The organism is Cupriavidus alkaliphilus, from assembly GCF_014191175.1.
Taxonomy (GTDB): domain Bacteria; phylum Pseudomonadota; class Gammaproteobacteria; order Burkholderiales; family Burkholderiaceae; genus Cupriavidus; species Cupriavidus alkaliphilus.
The window spans coordinates 147,671-163,683 of the sequence record NZ_JACHWE010000007.1 but is presented as its reverse complement, the minus strand read 5'-3'; the positions used below and the strand labels follow the sequence as shown (position 1 = coordinate 163,683).

Below are 16,013 nucleotides of genomic sequence, written 5' to 3'. Positions count from 1 at the left end.
TCTACATTCTAGTGTCCGGGCGACTCTATAGAAAAAGTTCGAATCTTCAGAATCTTCAGAATCGTCGCCGCATTTGATTTGCGACATCAAAGCCTTCTTTTCTCTTGCCTGACAGCCCCCATGACCGCCATGGCTGCTCACCAGGTGTACTTCACCCCCATCCGCAGTGCGTACTGGTGAAAGCTCTGCCTGCCCCAGGCACCCGCCACATTGGCCCAACTCGTCCACCGCTTGCGCATATCGACGTTGATGCCCAGCTTGACCTCGTAGCGATTGGACGGGTACATGCTTCCCAGCGGCAACTGATTGAAAGAGACGCTGCTGTCGGTGCTCGTATGCCACCAGTTCAGCGTGAGGTAGGGCTGCAGCTTGCGGCCGTCGTCGCGCACGCTGGTGCGATGCAGGCGCGCACCCAGGCGCGTGATCAGGCCGCTCGAATCGGCGCCACTGATGCGCGTGCCGTTCGGCTCGGTGAAGTCGTCGTCGCTGTAGTCCACGTAGATCAGCTGGGCCTGCGGCTCGATGACCCAGTTGCCGCGCAACGGCATCGCATACCCCACCTCGCCGGACATCGCCCAACCCTGCGCGTCGTACTTGACGGTGGGAAGCTGGTCGCCCTCGACCTTGTTGTCGAACCAGCCGTACTGGAACCAGGTATCGACGTAGGCACCGAGCTTGTTCTCGTCGTTCTGATACCAGGTGCCGTACGCGCCCAGACTGAATCCCTCTACCTTGCCCGTGGCACGCGCGGCGTTGCCGGCCGCCTCCGCATCGCTGCGGGCTGTGCCGTACGACGCCATCACCCCGCCGTGAAGCCGGTCGGTGTCGCTGGCGATGTTCCAGTCGGCCAACTCCAGGCCACCGTGCAGCAGGAAGGCGTCGGTGTCGACCTTGAAGTTGCCATCCCGGCTGTGGCTGCCTTCCCATTTGCCGACGGCGCGCAGCCAGCCCGAACGCGGTTCCTGTTGTTCCCGGTTGAAGTCCTGCCCTTCCACGTACTGCGGCTCGCCGAGGCGGTCATGCAGGCTGTGCACGAACATCTGGCCGGCGAGGCGCTGGTTGGCAAGGTAGGCCGCCACCTCGGGGCGAAACAGTGGGATCGGCACCGGATCGGGATCGGGCGGCACCGGCGGCGTGGGTATCCGTTCCGAGCGCAGATACCACGCATCTGGGTTACTGGCGTCCGTGCTGCCCCGGAAGAGCCGATACTCATAAGCGCCGGCCACTGCACGGCCGTCCAGCGCGAAGGCGGCTGGCGCGGTCGTGCCGCCATTGACGGCGTCCACGACCAGGATGCCATTGCCTTGCGTGACGGCGCCTGTGCCGCCGGCATTGGTAATACGCAAGCCGGTCTGTCCGGTGGCGGCCCCGCCGTCCACGATCAGCTTGTCCGAAGGGGCACTATCGCCCGCCAGTTCCGTATGCAGTCCGATCAGCGCCCCGTTTGTCCCCTCGTAGCCATTGACCGTCAGCGTCTTGAACGCGCCGCCGACCGGCGCGGAAAACAGGATCCGGCTTGCGTCGTTGGTCAGCAACGACAGGTTCGAACTCCCGGTCAGGTTCCACAGCGAGCCGGACTGCATCGTGACATTCGACACGGCGCCCGACAGCGTGGCAGCAGAGCCGGTCACGGTCGAGCCGGATAGCACGATATTGGCCGCGCCGGGGACGCTGGGATCGAGCATGGGCAGCTTTCGCACCGGCACGGCAGTCGTGGCATCCTGCACGGCGAGCAAGTCCGGTACCGGCTCGGCCGGCTCCACCGGATCGACGGTGCCGGGAGGCTCCGCGCCGGGGTTGGTCAGCGGCAGAAAATCCGTTGCCGCGCCCACCTTCAGCCATTGCCCGCTGCCTTGCACCGTGGTGCCGGTCAGCGCGATGTCGGCCGCGCCAGCCACGCCGATGGTCGGCCCGTCGACATTTGACAGCCTGCTGTTGCCGAAGGACGCTGACGATGGCGACGCCGCCTCGCCGATCGCGAAGAGCGCGGAACCTCCCACGCCGTTCGCGATAACGCTTGTGCCCGCTCCACTGATGCGCCCGCCCGCTTCCGCCACGGCCCCATGAGCGTTCGCGCCGCTAACGGCCACCGAACCGCCGTCGATACTGACGCTGCTGGGGCCGAACCGCGCCAGGGCCCCGTGCGCGGCGGTGCCGAGCGTCTGTACCTGCGTGCGGTTCGAGACGATGGAGCCGCCTGATATCGCCCGCAGGCCAATGGCGTCGGCGGCCTGGGTAGCGACAGAAGAATCGGTGAGCATGACCGTGGCAGCGCCCGGCAGGAAGCCCTGTTGCGCCAGCGCGCCGTAGGCCCGTGCGCCGTCGGTGCGGATGACGACCCCATTCGCCTGCAGCGTCGAAGCCTGCGTCGGCGCGGACGGCTCGACAATGGCATAGAGCCCGATCGCAAACGCTCCACTGGTGTCGATGCTGCCGCCGTTGACCGTTGCGGTGCCGCCATAGTCCGCGACGGCACCATAGGCATAGTCGCCGGTCGTCCGCACGATGGTATTCGTGGTGCTCAGCGCAGCGTTCGCCTTGCGTGCGGCGAGCGCAGCGCCACCGGTCGTGCTCACCGAGCCACCCGTCATGGTCACGGTAGAGTCCGCATCCACGACAATGCCCATCGCATTGCCGCCGCCGGTAGCACTGATGACTGTGCCGTCCACGGTCACAGTCGTGCCGGCCGTGGCCCATAGTGCTATCGACCCCGCCCCCGTGGTGGAGACGGCTCCACGGGTCAGCGTGACGGCGGTATTCACCCCTCTGACGCCATGCCCTCCATCCCTTGCCGTCGACACCGTGCTGTCGACCAGTTCCAGCAAGGACTCCGCGCCGTCGACATAGGCGCCATAGACGTTCCCGAACACCGTTGCGCGAGTCAGCGTCGCCATGCCGCCGGCTGCTACGCTGAGCCCTCTGGACGTGGCATTTTCAGCCGAAAGGGCCGTGTCCGTGATGTCCGCGCGGGAACCGGTGCCGGTCACAACCAGGGCGTGGCTGCCCTGGCCCGTGGTGCGAATGACCGGAATGGGCGACGTCGGGTCGCCGGACGCATTCGTTTTGATAGCGCCGCCCGCCGACGCAAGGAGTCCGTAGGCATTGCGTCCCTCGGTGGTGATGGAGCCTCCCGCTATGGTGACGGTGCTGGCCACGCTGCCGTCCATGCCGGTCGCCTGAACCCCATGATTGCTGCCGCCGGTGCCGCCCGCCATCTGCACCGTTGTATCGGTGAGCGTGATGGCGCCGCCGTTCTCGGCAGACGCGCCCACCATCAGAGACGGCGCTCCCGCGGTGGGGCGCAGATCGATCGTCGATCCGGTTGCCGACACCTCGCTCCCCGCTCCCGTTGCCCGCAACCCCACCTGCCGATTTGTCGCCGCCGCCGTTGCCGAGGTGGAATCTACCACGCTGCCGTCAAACAAGATGGACGCACCGCCCGCAGCGCTGGCCCCGACGGCGCTGGCCCCGCCGAGATTGATCGTAATGCCGTTGCCGACGATACTTCCCCCGGCGCCATTGGCCGACAGGCCGACGGTATTGGCAGCCACGGGGACCGTGGTCCCGGCGGGTACGGTGCAACCGGCGCCATTGACGATCACGGGCGAGGGACAGGTCTGCGCCAGCAACGATTCGACCTGGACCGACAAGGACGCGAACGCGACGATTCGCAATACCGAAGGCTTGTCCACGCTGTCTCCTGAATCGTGCTGATGGGCGATGCTGCCCAGGCCGCGCGGGCGGCTCAGCAGATCATTCTAGGAAGCGGGGCAAGCATGCGTATTGAAAGTTTTTTTTCGCCGCTTTACTAAGGACCCTTCGACACGGACCGCGACCCTGCAAGCCTCGGAGGCATGGCGTCCGAACATCATGTTTCTTAACTGTGAAATAAAAATTTTGCATCAGCCATCCAGGGGTTACGTGAACATCGAGCGGAGGCAGGCACTCCTGACCTTCGCTAGGCAATCCGGCACCGTGGCACGCATGCATTGCGTCCCCCGACGTACCAATACGCGAGCGGCACCGCATAGTGCGTCGTGGCGAAAACTCGACCATGGCCGGCGCAGCGATATCCGCGGCAGCCGCCCGGACCCGATCAGTGTTTGCACAGGCCATGCTTGCGGGCGGCGATGATGGCGTCATATCGACTGGTCACATTGAGCTTGACAAAGATCTTCTTCAGATTCCACTTCACTGTCTGCACACTGATATTTAGGGCCATCGCGATGCGCTTGTTGGACATGGACTGTTCCAGCAATGCCAAGACCTCTTGCTCGCGGTGCGTCAGCGCAAGCGACGCCTCGGCGGGGACGGGCGCTCGCGGCAGCTCGGGATTGGCTGAAGCGACCGGCTCGCCAAACAGCTTTGCGACGTAGGCCGCAAGTGGTACTGCTGCCTGCGCGGCTGCGCTGCGCAGCAGCTCGCGCAGGTCCGCGCCTTCGTCGATCAGAGTGCGATACAGGCCCATCCGGTAGCAGGCGGCCAATGCGGCCTGCGCACAGGCTTGGGCTTGCGTGTGCTGGCCAAGCGCCTGCAACGCACGCGCTTGCAGCAAGTCGCTCGCGACCAGAAGCCGACCGCACCCCAAGACTCCTGCAAACCGGCGCGCCGCCTCGATCGCGTCCATGGCCGCATGCGCATGCCCGTGAACCAGCGCCAGCCGCGCGCGCGAGATGGCGACCATGGCGCCGATCTCCGCAGCGCGCGAGGCTGTGCCCGACTGACGCGCGGCAAGGTCGTCAAGCACGATCTGCAAGGCCTGCGCATGGCGCCAGTCGCCGCAAGCCAGCGCGATACGTTGCTGCTCGGCCACCATGTGAACGACGCCGCGATCCACGCCGAGGGAGCGGAAATGCAATTCCGCGCTGGCGAGATAGGTCAGCGCGTCCTGTGGACCTTCACGCAGCGCCTTGATGCGCCCAAAGGTAAGGGCCGCATGCAGCTTCAGAGCGGGCGACGCAGCGCGCAATGCGGCCCTGCAATACAGCAATGCCTCGTGTGCCTCGTCGATCCGGTCAAGCTCATACCACGCCTGCGCCGTCACGGCGGCACAGACCGCCGCACAAAGCGAGCGGCCACCATGGATGGTTCTTGCCCGACGCAACGCCACCACACCGATACGCTCGGCTTCGACCGCGTTGCCTTCGCGCATCGCCACGCCTGCCGCGACCGCCGCGGCGACCAGCGCCAGTTCTCCGCGGCCGGTGCGCGTGCGCCGGGCCGCCGCCGAGTTGTACAGGCCGCGCGCCTGCGGGTGGTGGCCTTGCGCTGCCAGCCAGTGCATGCGCAGAGCTATCTCGAGGTGTTCATCGGCGCCCGGCACCGGCACCGGCCCAATGGTCTGCAGTGCATCCAGCGCGGCCAGTGCGGTGGCGCCATCGTCGCGCTGGGTGGCGATCAGAGCCTTGAGCAGCCAGACATGGCGTGCGTCCGCCGGCTCCGTACTGGCTGCCTCGAGCCTCGAGAGCCAGCGTTCGGACAGGTCCTGGCGTCCCGTCAACGCATAGGCCCACGCACCGATGCGAAGCAGGCCGGGATAGCTGGCCAGCCGCTCGCATCCAAGTCCCTCCAGCCACCGTGCCAGGACACCGAGCCCGGCAAGGCTGTCCCGTGCCGGAAATGCACGGCCGACCAGTTGCGCCACCATTTCGAGATCATCGCTCAGTGCGGCGCTGCGCATGGCATCGGCGAAGCGCCCGCGCTGCAGGAGCCAGTGCGCCGCCCGCCGGTGGAGAGCCGCGACATCCATGCCGCTTTGCTCGCGCCGCTTGTCGAGGTAGGCGTCAAACATGGGGTGAAAGCGGTACCACGATGGTCCATCGCGCCGCTCGAGCGGCAGCAGGAACATATGCCCGGCAAGGATCTGCGCGATCAGGTCCGCGGCATCGCCACGGCCGGTGATCCAGGCCGCCAGCTCCGCGTCGAAACAGCGCAGCGCCGAGACCTGCAGCATGAAGTCGAGCAACGCCACCGGCACCTCGCCGACCACTTCCTCCGACAGGTAGTCGTCGAGGCTGCCGCTGTCGCAGAGCCTGGTCCGCACAGTCTTGCCATCGGAACAGCTGAGGTCCGATAGCGCCCGGCTGGCCAGACGCACCCCGACTGGCCATCCATCGGTGATATCGTGGATCTGCCGTGCCGTTTCGATGCCGAACCGGCCGTCGGACCGGACCTTGAGGAAGGCAGCCGTTTCACCGAGGTCGAATGGCAACTCGGCGCAACCAATGGCCGTGAGTTCCTCCATTGCCCGCAGCCGGCCCAGCCGCAAGGCCGGCAAGGTCCGTGAGGCAATCACCAGATGCAGGCGCGGCAGTATGGCATCAGCCATCCCCTGCACCAGACGCACGGTAGCGGGATCGTGCACATGGTGGAAGTCATCGAGCAGAAGGTAGAGATTGCCGGGCGTGCGCGCCAAGGCATCCAGCAACACGTCAACGGCTTGCTCGCATCCGGTGCCATCATCGGGCGGGATCAGCGCGTCCGGGTCGACGGGCACGCCCCCTTGGCGCAACGCGCCAGCCAGGATTGCGCAGAACCGCGGGAGGGAGCCGTCCCCGGGGCCCAGGCTCAGCCAGACCACTTTTGCACCGGCGTTTTCCAGGTGCTGATGCCATTGGATCAACAGGGTGGTCTTGCCAAATCCTGCGCCGCCCGTCACGAGGACCAGCTTGCTGTCGCCGGCAGCCAGCAGCGGTGCTATCAGCCGCCGGCGCACGATCACGCCGCTGCCGGGGCGCGGCGGCACGGTCTTCGACAGGAAGGGCGGGGCCGAACGCATCGCTTCAGGGCTCCTTGCGGTCGTTGCGCATCGCTGCCGGACCGAGCCTGCGCGAGGGAGCACACCCCGCAACTCGTCGGCGGCGAAGGGTCAGGCTGGCCCCCAGCATCGGGCCGATGCCGACGCATCACCGCCTGATGTTCCGCTGTAGAGATCAGGGGAGCGGGGGAAAGACCCGTCGGAACTATGCCTTCCGATAACGGCGGCGAAGGTCGTTCTTGAGGACCTTGCCAACGCTGGACATCGGCAGTGCTTCCGCGAACTCGACGCTGCGCGGTATCTTGTAGCCGGCAATCCGTTCGCGGCAGTGGGCCTGGACCGATTCCAGCGTGGTGCTGGCCCCCGGCTTCAGCACGATCACCGCGTGCACCGACTCGCCCCACTTTTCGTGCGGTACGCCGATCACCGCTGACTGCGCCACCGCCGGATGGCTGGCCAGGGCCTTCTCCACCTCGGCGGAATAGACGTTTTCGCCGCCGCTGATGATCATGTCCTTGAGGCGGTCGACCAGGAACAAGAAACCGTCTTCATCCATGTAACCGCCATCACCGGTATGCATCCAGCCGTTGCGGATCGCCTCGGCGGTCGCTTCAGGCTGGTTCCAGTAGCCGAGCATGACGTTGGGGCCGCGCACGATAATCTCCCCCACGGTCCCGCGTGGCACCTCGCGTCCCTCCGGGTCGACCACCTTGACTTCCACGGTATGCGTCGGACGGCCCACAGAATGCATTTTGCCGCTCGCCTGCGCTGCCTCGTTGTGGTATTCCGGGCCCAGCAAGGTCGCCACCGGGGCCAGTTCGGTCATGCCATAGCCTTGCGCGAAGGTCACGCCCGGAAAGGTCTGCCGCGTGCGCGCCAGCAATGCGGGCGTCATCGGCGAAGCGCCGTAGCGCAGGCTCGTCAGCGACGACACATCCAGTTCGGCGGCACGCTGCGGGTTCGCTTCCAGCCAGTCCAGCCCCATCTGGATCATGGTGGGAGCCAGCAGCACGGAAGTCACCTGTTCCTGCGCGATGACCTCCATCATCCGTCCCGGCTCGTACGCGGACATCGGCACATGCGTGCCGCCCACCAGGAAGACACCATTGATGGATGCGAAGCAGGCGAGGTGGAACATCGGCATGACATGCAACATCACCACCGCCTCGTCCATCGTTCCGGACATGGGCTGGTTGCAGGCCGAAGAGATCAGGTTGGTGTGGCTGAGCATCACCCCCTTCGGGAAGCCCGTGGTGCCGCCGGTGTAGAAGATGCCGGCAAGATCGTCGCCATGCCGGTAGGCATCTTCCACGGGTTCGCTGTCGGCGATCAGGCTTTCATAGTTCAGCATGCCAGCGGGCGTTTCGCCATCGCCGGCATAGATCACATGGCGCAGCGTCGGGCAGTCTGCCGCCACCTGCCGTGCAACGGCGGTGAACGGGTCATCGACGATCAGCACGGAGCTGGCTGAATCGTTCAGTGAATACAGGATCTCGGCCGCGCTCCAGCGGAAATTGACCGGATTCAGCACGGCGCCGGCCCACGGCACCGCCATGTAATACTCGATATACCTCACCGAGTTGAGCGAGAGCATCGCCACGCGCTCGCCGTCGGCCACGCCCAGCTTGCGCAGTGCGCCAGCCAGTCTCGCCACGCGCGCCCCAAGTTCGGTGTAGCTCAGGCTGCGCCCGTTGCATCGCACAGCGGCCTTGGCCGGCCGCTGCTGGATCGAGCGGTGCAGTCCCTGTGTCATATACATGTCGATGTCTCCACGTTATCTCCGCAAGTGCGGAGGGACGGCCTCTTTCCGGGCCGCTTCGGTGAGCGAGAATGCCCTCCCCGCCAACGGCGGGCAAGGCACGGGCCGCACGCTACCTCAGAAGTTTGCGCCAGGACCGCCGCCACAGTACAGGACCTGGCCGGACAGGAAGTTGGACTCCGGCGTGCACAGCAGGTACACGGCGCCGGCGGCCTCTTCGGCCTTGCCGGGCCGGCCAAGCGCGATCATGCGGCTGGCACCGTCCAGCATGGCCTGTTGCACGCCCACCTTGATCTCGCGGCCTTCGATATTGACACTCTTGCTCTGGTCACCGGCCAGGGCCTGCGTCAGGCGCGTCTCGATCAGGCCGAACGCCACGGCATTGACGTTGACCTTCAGGCGTCCCCACTCTTTCGCCAGCGTCTTGGTCATGCCCAGGATGCCCGCCTTGGCAGCGGAATAGTTCGACTGACCGGCATTGCCGCCAGCTGCACCGGATGAGATGTTCACGATCTTGCGGAACACTTCGCGTCCTTCGGCTGCCTCTGCCTTCGCGGCGGCGCTGATGACCGGCTGGGCCGCACGCAGGATGCGGAACGGTGCCGTCAGGTGGCAGTCGATGATGGCGTACCACTGCTCGTCGGTCATCTTCTGGATGACATTGTCCCAGGTGTAGCCGGCATTGTTGACGATGATGTCGATGCCCTTGAAATTGTCGACGGTGGTCTTGACCAGGCGGTCGGCAAAGTCCGGTGCGGTCACGCTGCCGGTACAGGCTACGGCCTCGCCGCCCTGCGAGCGGATCAGCTCGACCACTTCCTGTGCCGGTTCGGCATCGAGATCATTGACGACCACACGTGCGCCTTCAGCGGCCAGCTTCAGGGCCACTTCACGGCCGATGCCACGGCCCGAGCCGGTGACGATGGCTGACTTGCCTGCGAGTTTGCTCATTTGTCTGCTCCTGTCTCTGTTCAATGCAGCGGCCGTCCAGGTACCGCCTGCGGATTTCATTCGATATGCGGGATGGCTTAGTCCAGCGCAACAATGGCTTCGCCGACGAGCTTGTCTTCGCCGTACTGATTCGCGCATCGGATCGCCACCTTCACGCGCTGCTCGCCGTTCTCTTCGAACTTCTCGGTCACCTCGCCGGTGCACGTCGGCTGGTTGCCCAGATGGGTGATGCCGGTGAAACGGATCGATACATTGCGCAGCTGCGCCTGTGGCACCCATCCGGTCAACAGGCGGCCCAGGTAGGCTGCCGACAACATGCCGTGCGCAAAAACGTCCGGCATGCGCGCCTTGCGGGCGAAGTCGATGTCGATGTGGATCGGGTTGTGGTCACCGGAAGCGCCGCAGTACAGTGCCAGCGTGGTGCGGTTGATGGCAGGAAGGACCAGCGCCGGCAGCTTGTCGCCGACCTTGATGTCATTGAAGCGGGGGGATTGCATCTCTGTTGTCTCCTTAGCCACGGCGTTCCACGAGCGTGCCGCGCATATCGGCCACATGCTCGCCATGCTGGTTGGTCACGCGCGTGGTGGTGACCACGAAATGCAGCGCGCCGCCCTTCTTGTCATACACGTCCGTCAGCGTTGTTTCGAAATGCAGCGTGTCGCCCTGATATGCCATGCGGTGGTAGTCAAAGGCCTGCTCCGCGTGCAGGATGCGGGCCAGGTCCAGCTTGAGCAGGCCCATGCGGTCCACCCCGGCCGACACATCGCTGTTCAGGCACATCAGGAACGTCGGCGGAACCGGCAGGGCGCGATGCCCGGCATCGCGCGCGGCCGCCTCGTCGAAGTAGATCGCGTTGGTCTCGCCGATCGCCTTGGCGAAGAAACGCAGGCGCCCCTTCTCAACTTCGATCGAGCCCTTACCCAGCCCGAGCCCGATCATGCTCTTGTCTGCCATGTCTGTGTCTCCTCGTTCAAATGGGTGCGGCGATGAGGCGCGCAGGCCCCGCCTCGCCGCTTCGGTGCAGCTTGTCAGCCGCGGCCGTACAGGGTCACCACGCAGGCGCCGCCCAGGCCCAGGTTGTGCTGCAAGGCAAGCTGAACGCCTTCGACCTGGCGCTTCTCGGCAGTGCCGCGCAGTTGATGCGTGAGTTCATAGCATTGCGCCAGACCGGTCGCTCCCAGCGGATGGCCCTTCGACAGCAGGCCGCCAGACGGGTTGATCACGACCTTGCCGCCGTAGGTGTTGTCGCCGTCCTCGACCATCTTCTCGGCTTCGCCCACCCTGGCGAACCCCAGCGATTCGTAGGTCAGCAATTCGTTGTGGGCGAAGCAATCGTGCAGTTCGCAGACCTGGATGTCGGATGGGCTGACGCCCGCCTGCTCATAGACGGCCCTTGCGCCCTTCTCGGCCATGTGGAAGCCAACCAGACGGATCATCGACGGCGGATCGAAGCTTTCCGGCACGTCGGTGGTCATCGACTGCGCCAGGATGCGCACATCGACGCGCAAGTTGTGCTTCTTCGCAAAGGCTTCGGTGCAGACGACCGCGGCAGCGGCACCACAGGTAGGCGGACAAGCCATCGAGCGCGTCATCACCCCGGGCCACATCACCTTTTCGTTCATCACGTCGTCCGGCGTGACCACGTCGCGGAAGACGGCCAGTGGATTGTTGGCGGCATGCCGGCTGGCCTTGGCGCGGATCTTGGCGAAGGTTTCGAGCTTGGTGCCGTACTTCTGCATGTGTTCGCGGCCCGCACCACCGAACAGCGTCAGCGCACGCGGCACGCCGGCTTCGACGGCATCGCTCACCATGGGATTGGCGATGCTGGTGAACTGATCCAGGGCGCCCTCGCGGTCGGTCCACTTGCTACCAAGCGCACCCGGCTGCATGAACTCGAAGCCCAGCGCCAGCGCGCATTCCACCGCGCCGCTTTCCACCGCCTGGCGAGCCAGGAACAGCGCGCTGGAGCCGGTCGAGCAATTGTTGTTGACGTTGACCACGGGAATGCCGGTCACGCCAATCTTGTACAGCGCGGCCTGGCCGCAGGTCGAGTCGCCGTAGACATAGCCGACGTAGGCCTGCTGGATCTGGTCGTACGGCAACCCCGCGTCTTCCAGCGCCAGCCTGGCCGCCGTGGCGCCCATCACTGCGTACGAGTCGCTCTGGCCCGGCTTCTTGAACGGGATCATGCCGACCCCGGCTACCACCACATGCTTGGACATTTGCTGTTGTCTCCTGGCTGAATTCTTCGGCACTACATCTTGCGCGTGATGATGTCGCGCATCACTTCATTGGAGCCCCCGTAGACGCGCGCAATGCGCATGTCGACAAAGGCGCGGGCAATCGGGTACTCCAGCATGTAGCCGTAACCGCCATGCAGCTGGACCATGTCGTCCAGGCATTTCCACAGCACCTCGGTGGCATGCAGCTTGGCAATGGCGGCTTCCTCGCCCGACAGGCCGCGGCTGATGTGTTTGCCCAGGTAGTAGTCCACCATGGTGCGCAGTGCGACCGCGTTGGCCTTGACGTCGGCCAGCTTGAACTTGCTGTTCTGGAAGTCCCATATCGTGCCGCCGAAGGCCTTTCGGTCCTTTACGTACTCGAGGGTCTGTTCCAGCAGGCGCTCAAGCTTGGCGGCTGCCATCACAGCGACGATGAAACGCTCCTGCGCCAGGTCGTGCATTAGGTAGCCAAAGCCTTTGTTGACCTCGCCCAGCAGGTTATCGGCCGGCACGCGCACGTTGTCGAAGAACAGCTCGGCGGTATCTTGCGAGTGCATGCCGACCTTCTGCAGCTTGCGGCCGCGGCGGAAGCCTGCGCGGTCGGTCTCGACCATGATCAGGCTTACGCCCTTGGCACCGGCCGCGGGGTCGGTTTTGCACACCACCATCACCATGTCGGAGATGAAGCCGTTGGAGATGAAGGTCTTGCTGCCATTGATGACCCATTCGTCGCCGTCGCGGACGGCCGTGGTGCGGCAAGCCTTGACGTCGGAGCCGCCGCCGGGTTCGGTGATGGCGACGGCCAGGATGGTCTCGCCGGCGCACACCCCGGGCAGCCAGCGCTGCTTCTGCGCCTCGGTGCCCAGACGGGCGATATAAGGAGCGACGATGTCCGAGTGCAGCCCGAACGAAACGCTGACGCCGGTATAGGCCATTTCCTCGGCGATCACGGCCGCGTGGCCGAAATCGCCGCCACCACCGCCGTACTCGGCCGGCAGTGCCGTGCACAGCAGGCCCTCGCGCCCGGCCTTGAGCCAGGTTTCGCGGTCAACGATGCCATCGGCCAGCCATTGTTCCTGGCGCGGCAAACATTCTCGCTCCAGAAAGCGGCGCACCGTGGCGCGAAACTGCTCGTGATCTTCACGATAGACACTGCGGACGACTTCCACGAAGGCTTCTCCTTGTTCGATGTTGGCCGGGCGAGCCGGGCGGCGCATGGCGGCCGGCCCATGACGAACAGATGATGCGTCGTGGCACCCCCCACCACCCCTCCCCGATATGGGTAGTCGTCGCGATGCGGCGCTCGCTACCCTCTGCGCACGCTGCCCGCCGCCATGGCATGGGGTCGGATGGAAAAAAGCCGGTGCGGTCGCCAGCGATGGCGATACGGCACCGGCCATGTGGTGGTCCAGGAACTCAGTGGTGAGAGCGCCGCACCGGGCACGGAGGCGGTCGTGGTCCGTCAACCGACGCGTGCTCGCGTCAGCCCGGTGTCAGGCAAGGCAAGGCGGGAATTTAAGGGTCTCAGCGGGGGCGGGTTGGCCTGGCCCCTGGCTCGTCCGCGGCCAGATCGCGCAGCAGGGCCACGGCTTCGTCCCGGCCGGTCACGCCCAGCTTGATGTAGATGTTCTTCAGATGCCACTTGACCGTCTCTGGCGAAACCGCCAGTGTGCGCGCCACCATCTTGTTCGACATCGCCTGCGAGATCAGCGTCAACACCTCGGCCTCGCGCTCGCTCAGGGCCTTGATCGGTGCCGTGCGGCGCGCAGTTTCGAGCGGCGCCGCCCGGGTACGCCATCGCTGCGACGCTTCCAGCAAGCGTTTCGCATAGAAGGCGAGCACCAGGTCAAGCGCCTGCTCGTCCAGCATGGCGCGCATCAGCCGCTGTCCACCCGCAGCGGCGTCCAGCAGGCTGCGCACCAGCCCGAGCCGCTGGCCGAGGCGCAGGGCTTCGCACAGGTGCTTGCGCGCGCCCGGCACATTGCCGCGCCCGTGCTCGGCCACGGCACATTGCATGTGCACAACGGCAATGTGCCGCCTTCGTGTAAGCAGCTCTGCGCTGGCCAGCATCGGCTGCAACCGTGTCATGGCGCCGTCATAGTCGTGGCGATGCAGGCATAACCCGATCCTGGAGAGCTGCGCGTACACACCGATTTCCCAGCCGGAACTGCGGACCGCATTGGCTTCGGCCAGCGCCAGCGCACGATCGATGGACGTCTCGGCCAGGTCGGTTTCGCCATCCCGCAACTGCCAGCGCGAGCGAACATGGAGCGCCATGACCAGCAGGCGGTCAAGGCGATGTCGCACGGCGTAGTCTTCGAGACGGTCAAGATAAGCCGCTGCCTCCAGGCGCCGCCCCGCGACCCGGTGCGACATGGCGAGCATCAACAACGCACGCAGCACGGCATCCGGCACCGAGACCGCTTCCAGCTGCACGATCCGCTTCTGCAGCAGCTCGCAGACCGCATCGATCTCGTTCAGCTCGTAGAATGTCTCGCTCAGCAGGACCGCCGCCATGTGCGCGACGCCCGCATACGCGCTGCCCAGTTGCTCGGCATCTTGCAGGACCTGGCGCAGCACCGGCTCGGCCAGCTGGATCTTGCCTTCGATGGACAGGCTGAGTCCGGACAGGCATCTTCCGATCAGGCCGCCCTGCGTGGCACCGCCCTGCAGGCTGCCATCCGCAAACACCCGGCGCGCCCGCTCGTACTCGCCGCGGTGCATATAGACCCAGCCCATCACGTTGCCGCGCCCGGAAATCATGAAATCGTCTGCACCGGCAGGCAGGACTTCCATCTGCGGCAGCAAGGCGGCCGCCGCGCCGATATCGTCCTGCATCAGCGCCAGACCACCCCGCAGCAGCAGCACCGCGTAGCGCTCACGCTCGCCCAGCGCGGCAGCCTTCGCCTCCAGCGGCGCAAGCGCCTGCACCACCGCATCGAGCTTGCGCGAGCGCAGATTGACGTGGGCCTGGATCAACTGCAGAAAGAAACGCGACGCGATCTGCCCGGCCGGGAAAGGGCGCAACAGGCCGGAAAGCAGGCTGTAGTCGCCGCGCGCCAGCAATTCCGGGGCGCAGCAGTCGATTGCATCTGCCGCCGCACTGTCCTCGCCCGCGAGCACCGCATGACGGACCGCCTCTTCGACCTGCCCGCGCTGATCGAACCAACGCCAGGCCGCGGCATGCAGCGCGCGCTGTTGCTCTGCCGGCATGGCCGACACGCGCGCCAGCAGCACTTCACGCAACAGCGGATGCAGGCGATACCAGATCTCACGGTCATTGCCACTGACCTGGATGATAAACAGGTTGCTGCTGTCGAGGCGCACGAGCCGCGTGGTCATGCGCGCCACTGCATGCGGCTCGCCCATCAGCGTTGCGCACAGCGGTGCGCAGAAACGGCTGCAGATCGATACGCTGCTGAGCAGCGCCTGGTCAGCCGCATCGAGCCGACGCAAGACCTCGCGCTCGAAATAGTCGGCAAAGGCGCCCGCTTCACGCAGCACCATGGGGAAAAAGCTGGCGCCGCGCTTGGCTTTGATGTCGAGCGCGAACAGCTGCAGGCCGGCGATCCACCCGTCGGTCAGTTGGTACAGACGCCGGGCATCGCGCGGATTGATTTCGCCGAGCTGCTCGTGCAGATATCGATCCGACTCCTCACGGCTGAAGCGCAAGTCACGCAGGTCGAAGGTGGTAACCAGGCCTTGCGAATGCAGGCGAGCGAGCGACAGCGCCAGCTGGCCACGCGAGCACAGCACCAGGTGCAAGTGAGGCGGGGCATAGTCAATCAGCCATTGCAAGGCTTGCCAGATGACCGCGTCTTGGATGTGGTGGAGGTCGTCGAGCACCAGCACCAGGTCCCGCGGCTGGCTGGCGATGGCCTCGATCAGGGTGACGACCCAATGCTCCACAGCCGAGGCATCGCTGCCATCGCCGATGACATCAGCGGCGTCGCGCACGATGTCGGCGTCGACCATGGCGATGCTGGCCAGCATGCAATCGAAGAAGCGCGCGGGTTCATTGTCCTCTTCGGCCAGCGACAGCCAGGCAACGCCGAAGCCCAGCGCAACCAACTCCTGTCGCCACGACACCAGGGATGACGTCTTGCCACAGCCGGCCGGTCCCTGGACGATCACGCAACGCTGATGCCGTGCCTCGAGCAACCGTGCGGCCAGCGCCTCGCGCGCCAAGGGCCTGCGAGCCGGGCGCGGCGGTACCAGCTTGGTGCCGGCGATGGGCTCGAAGTTTCGCGTCGAAGCATTGGACAACGGCATCGGATGATACGAAGACATGTTTCGGTTGCGACCGGTACGGCACCCTAGGCAA

Annotated in this window: 9 protein-coding genes; all 9 read right to left on the bottom strand. The window is 65.5% G+C overall.

The window, feature by feature from the left end; translation table 11 throughout:
- Positions 1-137: 137 nt before the first annotated feature.
- Positions 138-3,692, bottom strand: a complete 3,555-nt coding sequence (locus FHX60_RS27930) for an autotransporter outer membrane beta-barrel domain-containing protein (protein WP_311730319.1) — start codon at positions 3,690-3,692, stop codon at positions 138-140.
- A 404-nt stretch (positions 3,693-4,096) separates the two neighbouring features.
- On the bottom strand, positions 4,097-6,778 hold the full coding sequence (locus FHX60_RS22055) for a winged helix-turn-helix domain-containing protein (protein ID WP_183284633.1): 2,682 nt from the start codon (positions 6,776-6,778) through the stop codon (positions 4,097-4,099).
- Between the two features lie 184 nt (positions 6,779-6,962).
- A complete protein-coding gene (locus FHX60_RS22050) occupies positions 6,963-8,516 on the bottom strand; it encodes a long-chain-fatty-acid--CoA ligase (protein ID WP_183284632.1) in 1,554 nt (517 codons plus the stop codon).
- A 117-nt stretch (positions 8,517-8,633) separates the two neighbouring features.
- Complete coding sequence (locus tag FHX60_RS22045; RefSeq protein ID WP_183284631.1) at positions 8,634-9,467, bottom strand: SDR family NAD(P)-dependent oxidoreductase; 834 nt, start codon at positions 9,465-9,467, stop codon at positions 8,634-8,636.
- Between the two features lie 77 nt (positions 9,468-9,544).
- Positions 9,545-9,964 carry a MaoC family dehydratase gene (locus tag FHX60_RS22040; protein ID WP_183284630.1) on the bottom strand — a complete coding sequence of 140 codons (420 nt, stop codon included), beginning with the start codon at positions 9,962-9,964 and terminating at the stop codon, positions 9,545-9,547.
- Between the two features lie 13 nt (positions 9,965-9,977).
- The gene (locus FHX60_RS22035) at positions 9,978-10,421 is read right to left on the bottom strand and encodes a MaoC family dehydratase N-terminal domain-containing protein (protein WP_112776426.1); all 444 of its coding nucleotides are present in this window, start codon (positions 10,419-10,421) and stop codon (positions 9,978-9,980) included.
- Positions 10,422-10,495: 74 nt separating this feature from the next.
- Positions 10,496-11,689, bottom strand: coding sequence for a lipid-transfer protein (locus FHX60_RS22030; RefSeq protein ID WP_183284629.1), 1,194 nt, complete (start codon positions 11,687-11,689; stop codon positions 10,496-10,498).
- A gap of 32 nt (positions 11,690-11,721) precedes the next feature.
- On the bottom strand, positions 11,722-12,858 hold the full coding sequence (locus tag FHX60_RS22025) for an acyl-CoA dehydrogenase family protein (RefSeq protein ID WP_183284628.1): 1,137 nt from the start codon (positions 12,856-12,858) through the stop codon (positions 11,722-11,724).
- A 355-nt stretch (positions 12,859-13,213) separates the two neighbouring features.
- Positions 13,214-15,979: a winged helix-turn-helix domain-containing protein gene (locus tag FHX60_RS22020; protein ID WP_183284627.1), complete on the bottom strand. Its 2,766-nt coding sequence runs from the start codon at positions 15,977-15,979 to the stop codon at positions 13,214-13,216.
- Positions 15,980-16,013 lie beyond the last annotated feature (34 nt).